26 protein-coding genes are annotated in these 19,027 nt (G+C 68.2%); all 26 read right to left on the bottom strand.

Annotated features, from left to right (window positions below; translation table 11 throughout):
- Nucleotides 1-4: 4 nt before the first annotated feature.
- On the bottom strand, nt 5-595 hold the full coding sequence (gene rplE / locus DEJ02_RS05310) for a 50S ribosomal protein L5 (protein ID WP_042537502.1): 591 nt from the start codon (nt 593-595) through the stop codon (nt 5-7).
- The gene (rplX, locus tag DEJ02_RS05305) at nt 595-954 is read right to left on the bottom strand and encodes a 50S ribosomal protein L24 (protein WP_017885522.1); all 360 of its coding nucleotides are present in this window, start codon (nt 952-954) and stop codon (nt 595-597) included. Before rplX ends, rplE begins: the two co-directional genes overlap by 1 nt.
- Nucleotides 955-957: 3 nt before the next feature.
- Nucleotides 958-1,326 (bottom strand): 50S ribosomal protein L14, encoded by a 369-nt coding sequence (gene rplN, locus DEJ02_RS05300; RefSeq protein ID WP_017885523.1) that lies wholly within the window; start codon nt 1,324-1,326, stop codon nt 958-960.
- A gap of 31 nt (nt 1,327-1,357) precedes the next feature.
- Nucleotides 1,358-1,642: a 30S ribosomal protein S17 gene (rpsQ, locus tag DEJ02_RS05295; protein ID WP_017885524.1), complete on the bottom strand. Its 285-nt coding sequence runs from the start codon at nt 1,640-1,642 to the stop codon at nt 1,358-1,360.
- On the bottom strand, nt 1,642-1,962 hold the full coding sequence (gene rpmC / locus DEJ02_RS05290) for a 50S ribosomal protein L29 (protein ID WP_017885525.1): 321 nt from the start codon (nt 1,960-1,962) through the stop codon (nt 1,642-1,644). The genes rpsQ and rpmC overlap by 1 nt, the downstream gene beginning before the upstream one ends.
- The gene (gene rplP / locus DEJ02_RS05285) at nt 1,962-2,381 is read right to left on the bottom strand and encodes a 50S ribosomal protein L16 (protein ID WP_017885526.1); all 420 of its coding nucleotides are present in this window, start codon (nt 2,379-2,381) and stop codon (nt 1,962-1,964) included. The genes rpmC and rplP overlap by 1 nt, the downstream gene beginning before the upstream one ends.
- 2 nt (nt 2,382-2,383) lie before the next feature.
- Nucleotides 2,384-3,196, bottom strand: coding sequence for a 30S ribosomal protein S3 (gene rpsC, locus DEJ02_RS05280; protein ID WP_017885527.1), 813 nt, complete (start codon nt 3,194-3,196; stop codon nt 2,384-2,386).
- Nucleotides 3,196-3,588, bottom strand: coding sequence for a 50S ribosomal protein L22 (rplV, locus tag DEJ02_RS05275; protein WP_035809257.1), 393 nt, complete (start codon nt 3,586-3,588; stop codon nt 3,196-3,198). Before rplV ends, rpsC begins: the two co-directional genes overlap by 1 nt.
- A gap of 25 nt (nt 3,589-3,613) precedes the next feature.
- Entirely contained in the window at nt 3,614-3,895 is a 282-nt protein-coding gene (rpsS, locus tag DEJ02_RS05270) for a 30S ribosomal protein S19 (protein WP_017885529.1), read from the bottom strand.
- Nucleotides 3,896-3,906: 11 nt separating this feature from the next.
- A complete protein-coding gene (gene rplB / locus DEJ02_RS05265) occupies nt 3,907-4,746 on the bottom strand; it encodes a 50S ribosomal protein L2 (protein ID WP_027466728.1) in 840 nt (279 codons plus the stop codon).
- Nucleotides 4,747-4,764: 18 nt separating this feature from the next.
- A complete protein-coding gene (rplW, locus tag DEJ02_RS05260) occupies nt 4,765-5,064 on the bottom strand; it encodes a 50S ribosomal protein L23 (RefSeq protein ID WP_027466729.1) in 300 nt (99 codons plus the stop codon).
- Nucleotides 5,061-5,720 (bottom strand): 50S ribosomal protein L4, encoded by a 660-nt coding sequence (gene rplD / locus DEJ02_RS05255; RefSeq protein ID WP_027466730.1) that lies wholly within the window; start codon nt 5,718-5,720, stop codon nt 5,061-5,063. The genes rplW and rplD overlap by 4 nt, the downstream gene beginning before the upstream one ends.
- A 2-nt stretch (nt 5,721-5,722) precedes the next feature.
- Nucleotides 5,723-6,379, bottom strand: a complete 657-nt coding sequence (gene rplC, locus DEJ02_RS05250) for a 50S ribosomal protein L3 (RefSeq protein WP_027466731.1) — start codon at nt 6,377-6,379, stop codon at nt 5,723-5,725.
- Nucleotides 6,380-6,391: 12 nt separating this feature from the next.
- Nucleotides 6,392-6,700, bottom strand: coding sequence for a 30S ribosomal protein S10 (gene rpsJ, locus DEJ02_RS05245; RefSeq protein ID WP_017885534.1), 309 nt, complete (start codon nt 6,698-6,700; stop codon nt 6,392-6,394).
- 521 nt (nt 6,701-7,221) lie between these two features.
- Complete coding sequence (locus DEJ02_RS05240) at nt 7,222-8,049, bottom strand: DarT ssDNA thymidine ADP-ribosyltransferase family protein (protein WP_084741336.1); 828 nt, start codon at nt 8,047-8,049, stop codon at nt 7,222-7,224.
- 80 nt (nt 8,050-8,129) lie between these two features.
- Nucleotides 8,130-9,107: a DNA topoisomerase IB gene (locus DEJ02_RS05235; RefSeq protein WP_111032245.1), complete on the bottom strand. Its 978-nt coding sequence runs from the start codon at nt 9,105-9,107 to the stop codon at nt 8,130-8,132.
- Nucleotides 9,108-9,280: 173 nt separating this feature from the next.
- Nucleotides 9,281-10,468 (bottom strand): elongation factor Tu, encoded by a 1,188-nt coding sequence (gene tuf / locus DEJ02_RS05230; protein ID WP_027466734.1) that lies wholly within the window; start codon nt 10,466-10,468, stop codon nt 9,281-9,283.
- Between the two features lie 147 nt (nt 10,469-10,615).
- Nucleotides 10,616-12,733: an elongation factor G gene (gene fusA / locus DEJ02_RS05225; protein ID WP_027466735.1), complete on the bottom strand. Its 2,118-nt coding sequence runs from the start codon at nt 12,731-12,733 to the stop codon at nt 10,616-10,618.
- Nucleotides 12,734-12,820: 87 nt separating this feature from the next.
- Complete coding sequence (gene rpsG / locus DEJ02_RS05220; RefSeq protein WP_017885539.1) at nt 12,821-13,291, bottom strand: 30S ribosomal protein S7; 471 nt, start codon at nt 13,289-13,291, stop codon at nt 12,821-12,823.
- Between the two features lie 5 nt (nt 13,292-13,296).
- A complete protein-coding gene (rpsL, locus tag DEJ02_RS05215) occupies nt 13,297-13,665 on the bottom strand; it encodes a 30S ribosomal protein S12 (RefSeq protein ID WP_017885540.1) in 369 nt (122 codons plus the stop codon).
- A 228-nt stretch (nt 13,666-13,893) separates the two neighbouring features.
- Complete coding sequence (locus DEJ02_RS05210) at nt 13,894-15,108, bottom strand: hypothetical protein (protein WP_111032244.1); 1,215 nt, start codon at nt 15,106-15,108, stop codon at nt 13,894-13,896.
- Nucleotides 15,109-15,145: 37 nt separating this feature from the next.
- Nucleotides 15,146-15,661 carry a DUF6121 family protein gene (locus DEJ02_RS05205; protein WP_111032243.1) on the bottom strand — a complete coding sequence of 172 codons (516 nt, stop codon included), beginning with the start codon at nt 15,659-15,661 and terminating at the stop codon, nt 15,146-15,148.
- Between the two features lie 27 nt (nt 15,662-15,688).
- The gene (locus DEJ02_RS05200) at nt 15,689-16,216 is read right to left on the bottom strand and encodes a hypothetical protein (protein WP_111032242.1); all 528 of its coding nucleotides are present in this window, start codon (nt 16,214-16,216) and stop codon (nt 15,689-15,691) included.
- A gap of 227 nt (nt 16,217-16,443) precedes the next feature.
- Nucleotides 16,444-17,166, bottom strand: a complete 723-nt coding sequence (locus DEJ02_RS05195) for a hypothetical protein (protein WP_111032241.1) — start codon at nt 17,164-17,166, stop codon at nt 16,444-16,446.
- A gap of 1 nt (nt 17,167) precedes the next feature.
- Nucleotides 17,168-17,944 (bottom strand): hypothetical protein, encoded by a 777-nt coding sequence (locus DEJ02_RS05190; RefSeq protein ID WP_111032240.1) that lies wholly within the window; start codon nt 17,942-17,944, stop codon nt 17,168-17,170.
- Nucleotides 17,941-18,993: a type IV pilus assembly protein PilM gene (gene pilM / locus DEJ02_RS05185; RefSeq protein ID WP_111032239.1), complete on the bottom strand. Its 1,053-nt coding sequence runs from the start codon at nt 18,991-18,993 to the stop codon at nt 17,941-17,943. The genes DEJ02_RS05190 and pilM overlap by 4 nt, the downstream gene beginning before the upstream one ends.
- Nucleotides 18,994-19,027 lie beyond the last annotated feature (34 nt).

The raw sequence follows: 19,027 nt of genomic DNA, 5'->3' as shown, positions 1-19,027 counted from the left end.
TAGTTTAGACCGTCTGCTCGTTGGAGCGGAACGGGAAGCCGAGCTGGCGGAGCAGCGCGCGTCCCTCGTCGTCCGTCTTCGCGGTGGTGACGACAGTGATGTCGAAGCCGCGGACACGGTCGATGCGGTCCTGGTCGATCTCGTGGAACACGGACTGCTCCGTGAGACCGAACGTGTAGTTGCCGTTGCCGTCGAACTGCTTGTCGCTGAGACCGCGGAAGTCGCGGATGCGGGGCAGTGCGAGCGTCACCAGGCGGTCCAGGAACTCCCACGCGCGGTCACCACGGAGGGTGACGTGCGCGCCGATGGCCTGACCCTCGCGCAGCTTGAACTGTGCGATGGACTTGCGGGCGATGTTGACCTGGGGCTTCTGACCCGTGATCGCCGTGAGGTCCTTGATGGCCCCCTCGATGATCTTGGAGTCACGAGCGGCCTCGCCGACACCGGTGTTCACGACGACCTTGACCAGGCCGGGGACCTGGTTGACGTTCGCGTAACCGAACTGCTCGGTGAGGGCCGTCTTGATCTCGGCCAGGTACTTCTGCTTGAGGCGCGGCTGGATCTTGCCAGCGGGCGCAGCAGTCGTGTCAGTCATCAGAGCTTCTCACCAGACTTCTTCGCGTAGCGGACACGGACGGTCTTCTTGACGCCGTCCTTCTCCACCTCTTCGGTGCGGAAGCCGACACGCGTCGGCTTCTTCGTCTTCGGGTCGACGAGTGCGACGTTCGAGACGTGGATCGAGGCTTCGTGCTGCTCGATGCCACCGGTCTTCGAACCACGCTGCGTCTGACCGACGCGGACGTGCTTCGTGACGAAGTTCACGCCCTCGACGACGACGCGGTTCTTGTCCTTGAGGACCTCGATGACCTTGCCCTGCTTGCCACGGTCGCCGCCACGCTCCTGCGTCGCGCCCGTGATGACCTGGACGAGGTCACCCTTCTTGATGTTCGCCATGGCTTACAGCACCTCCGGCGCGAGCGAGATGATCTTCATGAACTTCTTGTCACGGAGCTCGCGACCGACCGGACCGAAGATGCGCGTACCGCGCGGGTCGCCGTCGGCCTTGAGGATCACTGCCGCGTTCTCGTCGAACTTGATGTAGGAGCCGTCCTGACGACGGGTCTCCTTCTTGGTGCGAACGATGACTGCCTTGACGACGTCACCCTTCTTCACGTTGCCGCCGGGGATGGCGTCCTTCACCGTGGCGACGATGACGTCACCGAGGCCGGCGTAGCGACGACCCGAGCCACCGAGCACGCGGATGGTCAAGATCTCCTTGGCACCCGTGTTGTCGGCGACCTTCAGGCGGGATTCCTGCTGAATCACTGCTGTCTCCTATTCCGAAGCAGGCCGAGGCCTACTTGGCCTTCTCGAGGATCTCGACCAGGCGCCAGCGCTTGGACGCGCTGAGGGGACGGGTCTCGCTGATCACGACGAGGTCGCCGACACCAGCGGTGCCGAGCTCGTCGTGGGCCTTCACCTTGGACGTACGACGGATGATCTTGCCGTAGAGCGCGTGCTTCACGCGGTCCTCGACCTCGACCACGATGGTCTTGTCCATCTTGTCGCTCGTCACGTAGCCGCGACGCGTCTTGCGGTAGCCGCGAGTGAGGGCGGCGGAGTTCTTCTCTTCGTTCGCCATTACTTCTCCTCGGCGGTCTCGGCCTCGGTCGACTCGGCCGGCTTGTCAGCCTTCTTCGTCGTCTTCTTGGCCTTGGGGGCGGTCTCGACGGGCGCGGGAGTGGCACGGATGCCGAGCTCGCGCTCGCGGAGGACGGTGTAGATGCGGGCGATGTCGCGCTTGACGGCACGGAGACGACCGTGGCTCTCCAGCTGGCCGGTGGCCGACTGGAAGCGGAGGTTGAAGAGTTCCTCCTTGGCCTTCTTCAGCTCGTCAGCGAGACGCTCGTTCTCGAACGTGTCGAGCTCCGTCGGACGGAGCTCCTTGGAACCGATCGCCATTATGCGTCGCCCTCCTCGCGCTTGATGATGCGTGCCTTGAGGGGCAGCTTGTGGATTGCACGAGTCAACGCCTCACGGGCGATCTCCTCGCTGACGCCGGAGAGCTCGAAGAGCACCCGGCCCGGCTTCACGTTCGCGACCCACCACTCGGGCGAACCCTTACCGGAACCCATGCGGGTCTCGGCGGGCTTCTTGGTCAGCGGACGGTCCGGGTAGATGTTGATCCAGACCTTGCCACCACGCTTGATGTGACGCGTCATGGCGATACGAGCGGACTCGATCTGACGGTTGGTCACGTACGCCGGGGTGAGGGCCTGGATGCCGTAGTCGCCGAAGCTGACCTTGGTACCACCGGTGGCCTGACCCGAACGCTTCGGGTGGTGCTGCTTGCGGTGCTTGACTCGACGGGGAATAAGCATGGTTACGCCTCAACTCCTGCGCCGGCCGGCGCGTCCTGCGGGGCCTGCTGCGGACGACGGTCACCGCGGTCGCCGCCACGACGGTCGCCGCCGCGGTCGCCACGCTCACCGCGCGGGCCGCCACGACGCTCCGGGCGCGACGAACGCTGGTTCGCCTGCTCGCGAGCGAGCTCCTTGTTCGTGATGTCGCCCTTGTAGATCCAGACCTTCACGCCGATGCGGCCGAACGTGGTCCGGGCCTCGTAGAAGCCGTAGTCGATGTTCGCGCGGAGGGTGTGCAGCGGCACACGGCCTTCGCGGTAGAACTCCGAACGCGACATCTCGGCGCCGCCGAGACGACCCGACACCTGGATGCGGACACCCTTGGCGCCGGCGCGCTGTGCACCCTGCAGGCCCTTGCGCATGGCGCGACGGAACGCGACACGAGCGGAGAGCTGCTCGGCGATGCCCTGCGCGACGAGCTGGGCCTCGGTCTCGGGGTTCTTGACCTCGAGGATGTTCAGCTGGATCTGCTTCTTGGTGAGCTTCTCGAGCTCACCGCGAACGCGCTCCGCCTCGGCGCCGCGGCGGCCGATGACGATGCCCGGACGAGCCGTGTGGATGTCCACGCGGACACGGTCACGGGTGCGCTCGAGCTCGATGCGTGCGACGCCGGCGCGGTCGAGGGTCTTCTTCAGGTACTCGCGCACCTTGATGTCCTCGGCCACGTAGTCGGCGTAGCGCTGACCGGCCTTCTTGCTGTCGGTGAACCAGTGCGAGACGTGGTCCGTCGTGATCCCGAGACGGAAGCCGTACGGGTTGACCTTCTGGCCCATTACTTGCTCGCCTTCTTGCTCGTCGCGGCAACCTCGGCCTCGTCGGGCGTCGCGAGGACGACCGTGATGTGGCTGGTGCGCTTGTTGATGCGGAAGGCGCGGCCCTGGGCGCGCGGCTGGAACCGCTTCAGGGTCGTGCCCTCGTCGACGAAGACGCGGCTCACGTAGAGGTCGCGCTCGTCGAGGAAGCTGTTCGTCGAGTCCGCCTTGACCCGTGCGTTCGCGATCGCCGAGGCGACCAGCTTGTACACGGGCTCCGAAGCGCCCTGGGGGGCGAACTTCAGGATGGCGAGGGCCTCGTGGGCCTGCTTGCCGCGGATCAGCTCGATGACGCGACGGGCCTTCTGAGGCGTGACGCGGATGTGTCGCACGCGTGCGATCGACTCCACCATTTCGTTCCTCCTCTGCGTCGCCGCCTCAGCGGCGACGGCCCTTCTTGTCGTCCTTCACGTGACCACGGAAGGTGCGGGTCGGCGCGAACTCGCCGAGCTTGTGACCGACCATCGACTCGGTGACGAACACCGGGATGTGCTTGCGGCCGTCGTGGACGGCGATCGTGTGCCCGAGCATGTTCGGGACGATCATCGACCGACGCGACCACGTACGGATCACGTTCTTGGTGTTGGCCTCGTTCTGCGTGACGACCTTGCGGAGCAGGTGCTCGTCGACGAAGGGGCCCTTCTTCAGACTGCGTGGCATCTTCTGAACTCCTACTTGCGCTTCTTGCCGGCGTTACGGCGACGGACGATGAGCTTGTCGCTCGGCTTGTTCGGCTTGCGCGTACGGCCCTCGGACTGGCCCCAGGGGCTGACCGGGTGACGACCACCGGACGTCTTGCCCTCACCACCACCGTGCGGGTGGTCGACCGGGTTCATGGCGACACCACGGACGGTCGGGCGGACGCCCTTCCAGCGCATGCGGCCGGCCTTGCCCCAGTTGATGTTCGACTGCTCGGCGTTGCCGACCTCGCCGATCGTGGCGCGGCAGCGTGCGTCGACGTTGCGGACCTCGCCCGACGGCAGACGGAGCTGCGCGTAGGGGCCGTCCTTGGCGACGAGACGCACCGAGGCGCCGGCGGAGCGGGCCATCTTGGCGCCGCCACCGGGGCGGAGCTCGATGGCGTGCACGACGGTACCCACGGGGATGTTGCGCAGCGGCAGGTTGTTGCCGGGCTTGATGTCGGCGCCGGGGCCCTGCTCGATGACGTCGCCCTGCTTGAGCTTGTTCGGCGCGATGATGTACCGCTTCGTGCCGTCCACGTAGTGCAGGAGCGCGATGCGCGCAGTGCGGTTGGGGTCGTACTCGATGTGAGCGACCTTGGCGTCGACGCCGTCCTTGTCGGAGCGACGGAAGTCGATCACGCGGTACTGGCGCTTGTGGCCACCACCGATGTGACGCGTGGTGATACGGCCGGAGCTGTTGCGACCACCGGTCTTCGGCAGCGGACGAAGCAGTGACTTCTCCGGAGTCGAACGGGTGATCTCAGCGAAGTCGGCGACCGACGAGCCGCGACGACCGGGGGTCGTCGGCTTGTAGTTACGAATAGCCATGATTTATCCCTCTGGTCCTCAGCCGACAGCCGTGAAGATGTCGATCGAACCGGACTTGAGCGTCACGATGGCGCGCTTGGTGTCCTTGCGCTTGCCGAGACCGAACTTGGTGCGACGGGTCTTGCCCGGGCGGTTCAGCGTGTTGATGCTCGCGACCTTGACGTCGAAGATCTTCTCGATGGCGAGCTTGATCTCGGTCTTGTTCGAGCGGGGGTCCACGATGAACGTGTACTTGCCCTGGTCGATGAGCGCGTAGCTCTTCTCCGAGACGACCGGCGAGATGATGACGTCGCGCGGGTCCTTGTTGAAGCCGCTCATGCGGTGATCTCCTTCGCGGTCTTCGACGCGATGAAGGCGTCGAGGGCGCTCTTGCTGAAGACGACGGCGTCCGAACGCAGCACGTCGTAGGCGTTGAGCTGGCCGTACGAGAGCGCGTGGACGTTCGACAGGTTGCGGATCGACTTGAGCGTCAGCTCGTCGTCCGTCTCGAGCACGACGAGCACGTTCTTGACGGGCGCGACCTTCTCGAGGAGCGTGCGGGCGGTCTTGGTCGACGGCAGTTCAGCCGCGACGAAGCCCTCCACAGCGGAGATGCGGCCACCGCGGGCGCGGTCCGAGAGCGAGCCGAGCAGAGCAGCGGCGATCATCTTCTTCGGGGTGCGCTGCGAGTAGTCGCGCGGGGTCGGTCCGTGGACGACGCCACCGCCGGTGTGCTCCGGAGCACGGACGGAACCCTGACGGGCGCGGCCGGTGCCCTTCTGCTTGAACGGCTTGCGACCGGCACCGCGGACTTCGCCACGGTTCTTGGTCTTGTGGGTGCCCTGACGCGCGGCTGCGAGCTGCGCGGTGACGACCTGGTGGATCAGCGGGACGTTGGTCTCGACGTCGAAGAGAGCTGCGGGGAGCTCGACGGTGCCGGACTTGGCACCCGATGCGTCGAGGACGTCGATCGTGGTTGCGGTCGTGGTGGCCATGATCACTTACCCTTCACGGCGGTGCGGACGAAGACGGAGCGGCCACGAGCACCGGGGACGGCGCCCTTGACGAGCAGCAGACCCTTCTCGGCGTCGACGGCGTGCACCGTGAGGTTGAGGACGGTCACGCGGTCGCCACCCATACGACCAGCCATGCGCATGCCCTTGAAGACGCGCGACGGGGTCGAGGAAGCACCGATCGAGCCGGGCTTGCGGTGGTTGCGGTGCGCACCGTGCGAGGCGCCGACGCCGTGGAAGCCGTGGCGCTTCATGACACCGGCGAAGCCCTTGCCCTTGGAGGTACCGACGACGTCGACCTTCTGGCCCGCCGTGAACGTGCCGTCCACGGTGAGCTCCTGGCCGAGCGTGTACTCAGCGGAGTCGTTGGTACGGATCTCGGTGAGGGTGCGACGCGGGGTCACGCCAGCGGCCTCGAAGTGGCCAGCGGCCGGCTTGTTGACCTTGCGCGGGTCGATGGCACCGGCGGCGATCTGGATCGCCTCGTAGCCGTCGCGCTCAGCGTTGCGGATCTGGGTGACCACGTTCGGGCCGACCTCGATCACGGTGACGGGGATGAACTTGTTGTTCTCGTCCCACACCTGGGTCATCCCGAGCTTCTTGCCGAGGAGGCCCTTGACGGTCTTGGTTGAGTTCGCCATTGGTCAGCCCCCTTACAGCTTGATCTCGATGTTGACGTCGGCCGGCAGGTCGAGTCGCATGAGCGAGTCCACGGCCTTCGGCGTCGGGTCGACGATGTCGATGACCCGCTTGTGCGTGCGCTTCTCGAAGTGCTCGCGCGAGTCCTTGTACTTGTGAGGGGAACGGATCACTGCGATCACGTTCTTCTCGGTGGGGAGCGGCACCGGGCCGACCACGGTTGCACCGGCACGGGTCACCGTGTCGACGATCTTCCGGGCCGACGTGTCGATGACCTCGTGGTCATACGACTTGAGCCGGATGCGGATCTTCTGTCCCGCCATGTGTCTCTTGTCCTCTCTGCGCCGCGCACCCTCTGGCCGCCTGACGCCGCTCGGTTCCGCATTCCTGCGGACCGTGCTGTTTTCCTGAACCAACCGGCCGCATCCACTGGGGATGACCGCTGTTCACCTGTCAACCTCGCGGGCGACCGTGGCCGTCCAGCGTGGGCAATCGACTGCCTCGCGCTCCGGGCGCAGCAGTGGTACACCGCGTCCGTCACCCTTCGGGGAGTCGTGTTCTGCTGCCTGCGGCCCAACCCAGCCCTGCTGAACAAGGGGGTTGTGCACTGCCAGAGCAGTGATCCTGTGGGCGTACACCCACGGGGAATTCGGAACCGGACAAGTCTCGCATAGCCCCGGCCCACGTGCAACCCGGGCGTGTCGCGAATTGCCGGGCGTGTCCCGCTGGCTCGCTTGCCCGGATCCACGCGGATCGGACGGCCTGGAGGCCCGGCTCGGCCCCGCAACGCGACGCACCCTCCGGACGGGGTCCGGAGGGTGCGTCGACGCGGGTCAGGAGACCGTCACTCGGCGGTCACCGGGGGCACGAACCACGGCGGGAACACGGCCACTCGCGGAGCGTGTCCACCGTGGTCGGCGAGCACGGCGCGGACGGTCTGCCGGGCCTTGTCGTTCGGCACGCCGATGACCGCGACCGACGTGAACGGCACGCTCGGTCCGGCGAGCAGCTCGAGGCCGTGCATCTCCGGGTCCGTGAAGTCGGTGCGACGGATCAGGTTCGTGCCGGCGTCGGGACCGACGGCGAACCGGACGTCGTCGGCGTCGGCGTCCTGGTCGGCGACGATCACCGAGGCTCCGAACGCGGAGACCGGCACGACGAGCACGACGTAGTCGATGGCGCGGGTGCGGCGGGCGGCGTCCGACCAGCGCTCGCCCTCGGCGCCCGTGCGGAGCTCGTCCCAACGGGTGGCGTCGGGCGACAGCGTGAACGGCACGTGGCCGGCGATCGAGGAGCCGTCGGGCGCCTCGGCCTCGGCGCGGGCGGCGCGGGTGTCGGCGGAACTGACGTCCACGACCGGCTCGGCCTGGTCGGACGCCAGGATGGCGCCGGCACCGACGATGCCGTCGAGGTTGTCGATGTGGGTGACGTGGTGGGCGCGGAGCGCTGCGAACTCACGTGCTTCGGGCAGGTCGGCGGACGACGAACGGAGCGACGTCGGCGACCGGAGCGACGTCCCGGGCCCGGAGGCCGGCGGGTCGACGCGCAGGTTGGTGGTGATACGGGTCCGGCGGGGTGCCGGGGTGGCTGGGATCTCCGACGCCTCGCGCTGCCGGGGTGCGCAGATGTCGCAGAGCTCGGTGGGGAATCCGTGGATGCACTCGTCGGTCACGACTGTTGTGGGTCCTTCCGTGCCGTGTGGGGGTGGTCCGGCACGTCGACCAACGCTACGTCATCCGGACGGCCCCCGGGTCATTGTCGGTAGAGCAGTGCCCGGACCTCGGCCTCGGCGGACGCCAGGCGGTTCGGATCGATGGTCTCCCCGTGGTCGTACGCGTCGAGCAACCGGGGGTCGATGTAGCTCTGTCGGCACACCGTCGGGGTGTTGCCGAGTTCGTCGCTGGCGGCCTTCACGGCGTGCGAGACGGCCTTCTTCCGCTTGGCCTGGGACGACTGCGGTCCCGTCTTCGCCAGGTCGACCGCGGCCGCGACGGTGCCGTGCAGCGTCCGGAAGTCCTTCGCGGTGAACTCGTCGCCCGCGCGTTCCTTCACGTACGCGTTGATGTCCTCGGCGGAGAGCGGCTCCCACTCCGCACCGCGACGCTCGCGGAACGAGAGCAACCGCGAGTTGGGCCCGCGGCGCTTCATGCCGGCGATGACCCGCGCGAGGTCGTGGTCGTGGATCGACGACGACCACTCCTGCCCGCTCTTGCCGGGGAAGTCGAGCTCGATGTCGTCGCCCGACACGTGGGCGTGCGCGCACAGCAGCGTGGACAGCCCCCGGCTGCCGTGCTCGGTCGCGTACCGCTCGGACCCGACCCGGAGCGACCCCTGGTCGAGCATGCGGAACGCTGCGGCCAGCGCACGGCGACGGTCCGGCTCGGGGCGACGGAGGTCCTGCGTGACACCGCGGCGGGCGACCGGCAGGGACTCCGCCAGTGCCAGCGCACGGTCGTACTTGATCCGGTCCATCCGTTCACGCCAGGACGGGTGGTACATGTACTGGCGGCGCCCCGCACCGTCCGTACCCGTGGCCAGGATGTGGCCGTTCGCGTACGGGGAGATCCAGACGTCGTCCCACGCCGGCGGGATCACGAACTCCTCGAGTCGACGGCGCTCGTCCGGATCGGTCACGGTGTTGCCGTCGGGGTCGCGGAACGAGAAACCGCGTCCGGAACGGACGCGGTGGTAGCCGCGACCGGAGGTCGCGGATCTGCGGAGGCGGGTCACGCGGTCGAGCCAACTCCGTGACGCCTGTGACGGGTCACGGGGCGGACAGGAGGCCCGTGTCGGGCGCCGCCCCGGGCCTCCTGTCCGGCGCCCTGTACGGCCCGTCAGTGGCCGCACACGACGAAGCGGGGCCGGGCCCGAAGGCCCGACCCCGCTGTCGCAAGGAACCGGAGTTACTTGATGATCTTCTCGACCGTACCGGCACCGACCGTACGACCACCCTCACGGATGGCGAAACGGAGGCCCTCTTCCATGGCGATCGGCTGGATCAGCTCGACCGTCATGGCGACGGTGTCACCGGGCATGACCATCTCGGTGCCCTCGGGCAGCGTGATGACGCCGGTGACGTCCGTGGTGCGGAAGTAGAACTGCGGGCGGTAGTTCGCGTAGAACGGGTTGTGACGCCCACCCTCGTCCTTGGTCAGGATGTACGCGTTCGCCTGGAACTCGGTGTGCGGCGTGACCGAACCCGGCTTCACGACGACCTGGCCGCGCTCCACGTCCTCGCGCTTGAGGCCACGGATGAGCAGACCGGTGTTGTCACCGGCGACCGCCTGGTCGAGCAGCTTGCGGAACATCTCGATGCCCGTGACGGTGGTCTTCTGCGTCGCGCGGATGCCGACGATCTCGACCTCGGCGTTCAGGTTGAGCGTGCCACGCTCGACGCGACCGGTGACGACCGTGCCACGACCGGTGATCGTGAAGACGTCCTCGATCGGCATCAGGAACGGCTGGTCGGTGGCGCGCACCGGGTCCGGCACGTGCTCGTCGACCTGGGCCATGAGGTCCTGGACCGACTTGACCCACTTCTCGTCGCCCTCGAGCGCCTTGAGCGCCGAGACCTGCACGACGGGGGCGTCCTCGTCGAACTGCTGCGAGCCGAGGAGCTCGCGGACCTCGAGCTCGACGAGCTCCAGGATCTCCTCGTCGTCCACCATGTCGGACTTGTTCAGTGCGACGACGATGTAGGGGACGCCGACCTGGCGGGCGAGCAGGACGTGCTCACGCGTCTGGGGCATCGGGCCGTCGGTGGCGGCGACCACGAGGATCGCGCCGTCCATCTGTGCCGCACCCGTGATCATGTTCTTCACGTAGTCGGCGTGACCGGGGGCGTCGACGTGCGCGTAGTGACGCTTCTCGGTCTGGTACTCGACGTGCGAGATGTTGATCGTGATGCCGCGCTGGCGCTCCTCGGGAGCGTTGTCGATCTGCGCGAAGTCGCGGGCCTCGTTGAGGTCCGGGTACTGGTCGTGCAGAACCTTGGTGATCGCCGCCGTGAGCGTGGTCTTGCCGTGGTCGACGTGACCGATGGTTCCGATGTTGACGTGCGGCTTGGTGCGCTCGAACTTGGCCTTGGCCACTGTGGGTCCTCCTCAGGACTCGGAAGCGTCACCCCCGGCCGGCCCTGGATGGGCTCGGGACCGTTGGTGCGCGGTGTGTGTCTGTACTTTACTTGGTGGCGAGGGGCCCGTCGCCGGGCGCCCCCGCCTGTGGAGAAGCGCTGAGCGCTACTCCCCCGCGTTCTTCGCGATGATCTCCTCGGCGACCTTGGCCGGGACCTGGCTGTAGGTCTCGAAGGTCATCGAGTAGACCGCACGACCAGAGGTCTTCGACCGCAGGTCGCCGACGTAGCCGAACATCTCGGACAGCGGCACGCTCGCGCGGACCACCTTGACGCCCGAGGCGTCCTCCATCGAGGCGATCTGCCCACGACGGGAGTTCAGGTCACCGATGACGTCGCCCATGTACTCCTCAGGAGTACGGACCTCGACGGCCATGATCGGCTCGAGGATCGCCGGACCGGCCTTGCGCGCCGCTTCCTTGTAGGCGATCGAGCCGGCGATCTTGAACGCCATCTCGGACGAGTCGACGTCGTGCGCCGCGCCGTCCTTGAGGATGGCCTTCACGCCGACCGTCGGGTAGCCCGCGAGGATGCCGACCTGCATGGCGTCCTGGATACCGGCGTCGACCGACGGGATGTACTCGCGCGGGACACGGCCACCGGAGGTCGCGTTGACGAACTCGTAGACCTTCTCGCTCGTGACCTCCATCGGCTCGAGCGCGATCTGCACCTTGGCGAACTGGCCGGAACCACCGGTCTGCTTCTTGTGGGTGTAGTCGTAGCGCTCGACGATCTTGGTGAGCGTCTCGCGGTAGGCCACCTGGGGCTTGCCGACGCTCGCCTCGACGTGGAACTCGCGCTTCATGCGGTCGACGAGGATGTCGAGGTGGAGCTCGCCCATGCCCTTGATCGTCGTCTGACCGGTCTCGGCGTTGAGCTCGACGCGGAACGTCGGGTCCTCTTCGGCGAGCTTCTGGATGGCCGTGGAGAGCTTCTCCTGGTCGGCCTTCGTGTTCGGCTCGATGGCGACCTCGATGACCGGCTCCGGGAACGTCATCGACTCGAGGACGACCTGGTTGGTCGGGTCGCACAGGGTGTCACCGGTGGTGGTGTCCTTGAGGCCGATGACCGCGTAGATGTGGCCAGCGGTCACGTTGGCGACCGGGTTCTCCTTGTTGGAGTGCATCTGGAAGATCTTGCCGATGCGCTCCTTCTTGCCCTTGGTCGAGTTGATGACCTGGGCACCGGACTCGATCGAGCCGGAGTAGACGCGCACGTAGGTCAGACGACCGAAGAACGGGTGCACCGCGACCTTGAACGCGAGGGCCGAGAACGGCTCCGACGCGTCGGGCTTGCGGATGATCTCCTTCTCCTCGTCCTTGACGTCGTGGCCGATCATCGGCGGCACGTCGAGCGGGGACGGGAGGTAGTCGATGACGGCGTCGAGCATCGGCTGGACACCACGGTTCTTGAACGCGGAACCGCAGAGGACCGGGTAGAGCGTGCTGCTCACCGTGAGGGCACGGATGGCTGCCTTGATCTCGGCGACCGAGAAGTCGGTGTCGCCCTCGAGGTAGCGCTCCATGAGGACGTCGTCCGCCTCGGCCACGCGCTCGATGAGCTTCTCGCGGTACTCGGCGGCACGGTCCTGCAGGTCGGCCGGGATCTCTTCGATCTCGTACTTCGCGCCCATCGCGACGTCACCCTTGGCGTCGCCGCGCCAGGTGAGTGCACGCATCTGGACGAGGTCGACGACGCCTTCGAACGAGCTCTCGGAACCGATCGGCAGCTGGAGCACGAGCGGCTCCGCACCGAGGCGGTTCACGATGGTGTCGACGGTGTAGTAGAAGTCGGCGCCCAGCTTGTCCATCTTGTTGACGAAGCAGATGCGCGGGACGTCGTACTTGTCGGCCTGACGCCAGACGGTCTCGGACTGGGGCTCGACGCCCTCCTTGCCGTCGAAGACGGCGACCGCACCGTCGAGGACGCGGAGCGAGCGCTCCACCTCGACCGTGAAGTCCACGTGACCGGGGGTGTCGATGATGTTGATCTGGTTGTTGTCCCAGAAGCAGGTCGTCGCGGCCGACGTGATCGTGATGCCGCGCTCCTGCTCCTGCGCCATCCAGTCCATCGTGGCAGCGCCGTCGTGGACCTCACCGATCTTGTGCGTGATGCCCGTGTAGAACAGGATGCGCTCGGTCGTCGTGGTCTTGCCGGCATCGATGTGCGCCATGATGCCGATGTTGCGGACCTTGTTCAGGTCGGTGAGCACGTCCTGTGCCACAGGGTTCCTCCGGAAGAGTTGTAGGAGAGGTTGGCGGCCGTCCGGGCGCCGGGGTTCTTGACCACCGGCACCCGGACGGTGCCGGGACTACCAGCGGTAGTGGGCGAAGGCCTTGTTCGACTCGGCCATCTTGTGCGTGTCCTCGCGGCGCTTGACCGCGGCACCGAGACCGTTCGACGCGTCGAGGATCTCGTTCATGAGACGCTCGGTCATCGTCTTCTCGCGACGGGCCTTGGCGTACGAGGTGAGCCAACGGAGCGCGAGGGTGTTCGCGCGGTGCGGCTTGACCTCGACCGGGACCTGGTAGGTCGAGCCACCGACACGGCGGCTACGGACCTCGAGGGTCGGACGGACGTTGTCGAGCGCCTTCTTCAGCGTCACGACGGCGTCCTGCTGGTTCTTGGCGGAAACGCCCTCGAGTGCACCGTAGACGATGCGCTCGGCGAGGCCCTTCTTGCCGTCGAGCAGGATCTTGTTGACGAGCTGGCTGACGATCGGCGCACCGTAGACCGGGTCGGCGACGACGGGACGCTTGGGGGCGGGACCCTTACGAGGCATCTAACTCAACCCTTCTTCGCGCCGTAGCGGCTACGAGCCTGCTTACGGTTCTTGACTGCCTGGGTGTCCAGGGCGCCACGGATGATCTTGTACCGCACACCCGGGAGGTCCTTCACACGACCGCCGCGGACGAGCACCATCGAGTGCTCCTGGAGGTTGTGGCCCTCACCGGGGATGTAGGCCGTGACCTCGGTGCCGTTCGAGAGCTTGACACGAGCGACCTTGCGCAGTGCCGAGTTCGGCTTCTTGGGGGTGGTGGTGTAGACGCGGGTGCACACACCACGCTGCTGGGGGTTCGCCTTCAGGGCGGGCGCCTTGGTCTTGGTGACCTTCGGCGTACGACCCTTGCGAACCAGCTGCTGAATAGTAGGCAACTGTTCTCCTGGTTCTTCGCTCGTGCTCTCTGGCCGGCGCGTTCCGCCGGCTTCCTCGTCCCACGCTGAGCACCGCCGGACGGCGGGTGTTCGAGTGGGGGACGGAGTGGTCCGGCTGGGCGATCCCGCTCGCCGGACTTTTCGGGCGCGCCCGAGGGCGCACACCCGGTAGAGACTACCCGCGTAACGGGACGAAATCAATCCGGGTCACCCCGGGAACCGACACCGTCATGAGCCGGTGTCGGACGACCCGTTGCCCACCGCCGAACGGAACGTGGCGCCGTCGCTCGAGAAGCCCGTGACGTACCCGCTCGCGTTCACGTTGAGCGGCCCCGCAGAGGCCGTCCCGGTGCCGGCGGCACCCGAGATGTCGGCCGTGTACTTCGCCCGGCCTGGCACCGTCGTCGTGATCAACCAGCCGTTCGTCGTCCAGCTGCCGACCCGGACCGTCGGCCGCGTCTCGAGCGTCCACTTCTGGTTCGAGTACGTGTACGCGGGGTTCTGCCCGTACGCGTAGAAACTGCAACCGGCGGGTGCGGCGTCGGTGGAGGCGATGCAGCCGTCCACCCAGTCGTCCACCGCCCGCTTGGCGGCCTGCTGCCCGGCGGTGGTCAGGGTCGTGGTCATCTGCACCGGGGTCGAGGTCGACCGCCCGAACCCACTGACGCTCGCCGATCCCCCACGGGCCGTGGTCCACTTGCCGCCGTCGAAGGCGACGTCGTACGTGCCGGGCAGCGCACGGAGGCTCACCGTGCCGTCCTTCGCGGTCTTCACGTTCCGGCCGGCGACGGTGACCGCCGCACCGGACGGCCCACGCACGGCGACGGCGACCGATCCGAGCTCGGGGGCCTGCAGCTCCCAGATCGGGAACACACCCCAGTCCGTCCCGGTCTTGTCCAGCGTGAAGGTCGCAGCGACGTCCTGACCGCCCTGGCGCAGGTACGCGCGGACCGTCGCGGTGTCGCCGTCCGTGCGCGTCGCGGCGACGCGGTAGCCCGTGACCTTGTCCGATGCCTTCGCGTAGGCGGCTTCGCCGAGCAGCACGTCGGTCTTCTCGCGTTCGATGCCCGCGTCGTCGAGGGCATCGGCCACGCGTCCGGCCGTCAGGTCGTCGAGGAACGCCCGCACCGGGCGGTCCGCCGAGTGCGAGGAGGAGCCGACCGAGTACCCGACGACACCGGCCACGAGCAGCAGGACGACCGCCGTGCCGCCCGAGATGATGCCGATGAGCTGACCGCGGCGGAGCTTCCGGCGAGGACGCTGGGGCGCCGGAGCGGGCACCCCGGGCATCCCGGGGAATCCGGGGGCTCCTGCGCCGGGACCCGGACCGAACCCCTGGGCCGCTGCCCCGGACGTTCCGTCGGTTCCACGGATCGAGGCCACCGGCGGGACGGCACCCCAGCCGCCCTGCTGGTCCGGATCCTGCGCGTGCTGGTCGCTCATCGTTCCCCCGTTGCGTGTGCGTCGTGCCCTGCGAACACTACCGTCCGGCGGGTTCCTCGCCCGCGTTCGTCCGGTTCGGCCCGGAGCGCTCGTCAGGCCCGTCCGGACGCGCCGCCCCGGCCGTACCCGCGCCGCCCCCGGTCCGTGCCTGGTGGCGAGCCATCGTGATCCCGCCGAGCACCGACAGGAGCGCCACCACGACGGACCCGACCACGAACGGCCCGAGGGCGTACCCCGCGGGGAAGACGAGGAGCTCGGTCGCGTCCGAGCGGACGAGCGCGTAGCCCACGGCTCCGACGCCGAGCATGACCAGGTAGACCGTCGCCGCGGCCACCAGCGCGGTGACCCCGGGGTTGCCGTCGCGCACGCCGGCCGCGGTCGCGAGGAAGACCACCACCGCGCCACCGACCACCATCGCGGGCCCGAGGTACGGGGTGGCGTCGGGCTGCGAGATGACCTCGACGTCGGCGAGCAGGGCTTCGAAGCCCGTGACGGCGATCACGAGCGCGATGAAGAGGACGGACGTCATCGTCGCGATCAACCACCGGGACATGCGCCGATCGTATCGTCGACCGGCTGGTCAGCGAGCGGGTTCGGCGTGGCCCGTGTCGTCCGCGTGCTCGCGACGGTCCGCCCGGTCGGACTGCTCCTGCGCTGCGGCGACCAGGGCGAGCGCGATCGTCGCCGTGATGATCGGGACGGTCTCCGTCATGGGGGCGGGCGCGGAATCCGGCATCGTCGCGGCCGTCTCGTCCGTCGCGTCCGTCGGGACGTCGGACTGGAGGCCCGTGGCGGCGTCCGCCTCGGCGGTGCAGTCCGGCTCGTGGTTGCGCAGCGCCGGGCCGATGACCGGCAGGACCCCCGTGGTCGCGGCCGGTTCAGCGTGCAGGACCGGCGGCTCGGTGGACGCGGATCCGTCGCGCTTCGCTGCGCGGCGCGCTCGGCCCATCTTCACCAGGACGACGACAGCGACGATCGCCCAGATCCCGTTGACGATGGTCGAGGGGACGGCGTGGTGCGCGGCGACGTTGATGGCCACCGCGAGGCCGCCGACCAGGTTGAACAGCTGGTAGAGCGGGCCGTTCGGGATCTTGCCGGTGGAGAACAAGATGTAACCAGCCAGAACGGTTACCGCACCGAACCAACCCAGGAATTCCACGATTCCGACCAACACGCGCGACTCCGGGCACGACGAGGAACGGCCGGTTCGAGCCGACCGTTCGAGAGGGGATGAGCAGCCGCGATCACGGCGCCTGGTGCATCGTAATCACAACGACGGGTGTCGCGGAAGTGGGGTCGGCGTGGCGCGGCCGACCCCAGTCCGTGGAGGTCGGGTCAGCCCTTCGCAGCGGTGTCCGAGTCGGCGGTCAGGACGTACACGTAGCCACCGAACGTCCACGTCGTCGCAGCCGCCGCGGCCGGGTCGGTCGAGTCCTGCGAGATGGAGGACGACACCGTGGTGACCAGGAAGAGTCGAGCGCCGTCCTGCATGCCCCCGACGAAGGACAGGGCCTGGTCGAACGACCCGTCGACCGACACGGAGACGGGGATGGCCGAGAAGTTCGCGGCCGAGATCGCCGGGTCGGTCACCGGCCCCGTCGCAGCGCCGGTGGATGCCGCTGTCGGCTCGGGCGTCGCCTCGTCCGTCGCCTCGTCCGTCGCGGAGGCCGACGAGTCCTCGGTGCCCGCGGCCGTCGAAGCTGCGACGGGGGCGGTGTACGCCACAGCGTCGGACGTCGTGATCGCGGACACCTTCACGCCCGCCCGGGCCGCGACGCCGTCGACTGCGCCGTAGAAGGAGGACATGTTCGCACTCGACGGCACCGAGGTGGTGAGCTCCGCGAGTTCCGCCTTCATCGCCGGCAGGGACTTCGCGCGGTCCTTGAGCCGGGCGAGTTCCGCCGCCGTCGTCCGGTTCGTCGCGTCCACCGACACCTGGTCGGTACGGTCGCTCGCGGCCTGTGCGAGATGTGGCTGCACGCCGAGGAAGAACCCCGCGAGTGCCACCACGACCATCGCCACGACGGCGAGGAGCATGTTGAGTCGGTTGCGGGTCATCTCACTCGCCCTTGTCCTGGTACTTGCCGTCGAAGGCGGCCTGGTCGACGTGGATCGTCATGTTCACCGTGTACGTGCCCGTCGTCGGGTCGAGCGCGACCGAGTTCGCGGTCGCGTCGACGAAGCCCTTGAGACCCTTGACGGCATCGAGCCACGACGGAACGGACGGCAGCGTCGGGCTCTGCGCGTCGATGGTCAGGGTCGCGACACGCTGCCCCTGGAGCGGAGTGTCGGCCTGCGCGTAGGTCTCCAGCGGCGTGGCCGAGTCGATCGCGACGCCGGTGATCTCGACTCCCGCCGGGAGCGATGCCTTCAGCGAAGCGAGGTACGGCTGCCATGCGATCTCCGTGGCCCCGCCGACCGACTGCGCGGCTTCACGCAGCGCGGTACCGGCCTCCGTGTCCCGGACCTCGCGGTAGTTCGCCTGCTGCTGCAGGAGTGACAGGGTCTCGTCCTGCGCGTGGGTCAGGTCGTCGTGGGCCTGGCTGGAAAGGAGGCTGGCTCCGGCGGTCGCGATCCCGACCACGATCGCCACGAGGACCACGCCCGCCCACATCCGACGGACGACACGGCTGCTGCGTCGGTCGGCGAGGACCTCGGTGGGCAGCAGGTCGACACTGGGGCGGCCCCCGACGACGATCTCGCTGGGCGTGGTCCGACGCTGACGCTTGACGCGCTCCGCGGTCTCGGCGGCGACACGCAGGGCCGGGTCGGGCGCGGCTCCTCGACGGCGACTCCGTCCTGAACGCGAGGGCTTCGACTTGGTCGACTGGCTCATGCTGCCTTCCCTCCCGCGGCGAGTCCCCATGCCACGGCGATCGATGCGCCGTGCGCGTGCAGGTCCTCGACCCGGATGGACTTCGCGAGCGCGACGTTGGCGAACGGTGCCCCGAACCGGACGGGCGTCCGGGTGAACTCCGAGAGCGCTGCGGCGAAACCGGGGAGCGCAGCTGCAGCGCCGCAGAGCAGGATCTCGCCCACGGGCTCGGCAGGGTGGGTGTTGACGAAGTAGTTGACGGTGTTGCGGAGGCTGGAGAGCAGTTCGCCCATCGTCTCGCGGACCGCCGCGACCGCGAGCGCGTCGTCGCCGGTCCGCGCCCGCTCCGGATCCATGCCCAGGTGGCGCTTGACGGCTTCGGCCGCTCCCTCGTCGATCGTCAGCCGGCCGGCGAGGAGCCGCGTGATGTCATCGCCGCCGGTCGGCACGATGCGGACGAACTTCGGGACGCCGTCGGTGACGACGACGACGGTCGTCGTGTTGCCGCCACACTCGACGATGGCCACGGTGCCCGACCGGTTCGCTGGCGCGAGGACACGTGCCAGGGCGAACGGGATGAGGTCGACACCGACCGGCTTGAGCCCGGCGTTCTGGACCGCGCGGACGTTGGCGAGCACGGCGTCCTTCACTGCGGCGACGAGGAGACCGCTCACGGTGGGGCCGTTCTCCCCCGTCTCCTCACTCGTCGGGTAGAAGTCGAGGATGGCGTCGCCCACGGGCACCGGGAGCATGTCCTGCACCTGGAAGGGCAACGATTCACGGATCTGCGCGATGGGGGCCTTCGGGACCGTCAGGTCGCGCGACAGCACGCGCTGGTTGCCCATGCCGAGCACGACGTCCTTCGAGCGGAAGCGCCCGAGCGACCAGAGCTGTCGGAGCGCACCCGCGACCGTGTTGGGCTCGAGCACCTCCCCCTGCTTCGTCGCACCCGGGGGCACGGGCACCTCGGCGAACCGCAGGATCGTCGGTCTCGGCTTGTCGGCGTCCTGGACCTCGACAGCACGGATCGCGGCGGCGCCGATGTCGACGCCCACGATGCTCTTCGACATGGGTGGTCCTTCCGTGACCGTCTTCGGTCGGTCT

It is taken from the genome of Curtobacterium sp. MCLR17_042 (genome assembly GCF_003234695.1).
Lineage (GTDB): Bacteria > Actinomycetota > Actinomycetes > Actinomycetales > Microbacteriaceae > Curtobacterium > Curtobacterium flaccumfaciens.
The sequence above is the reverse complement of the archived record's forward strand: the minus strand, read 5'-3'. Positions and strand labels throughout refer to the sequence as shown.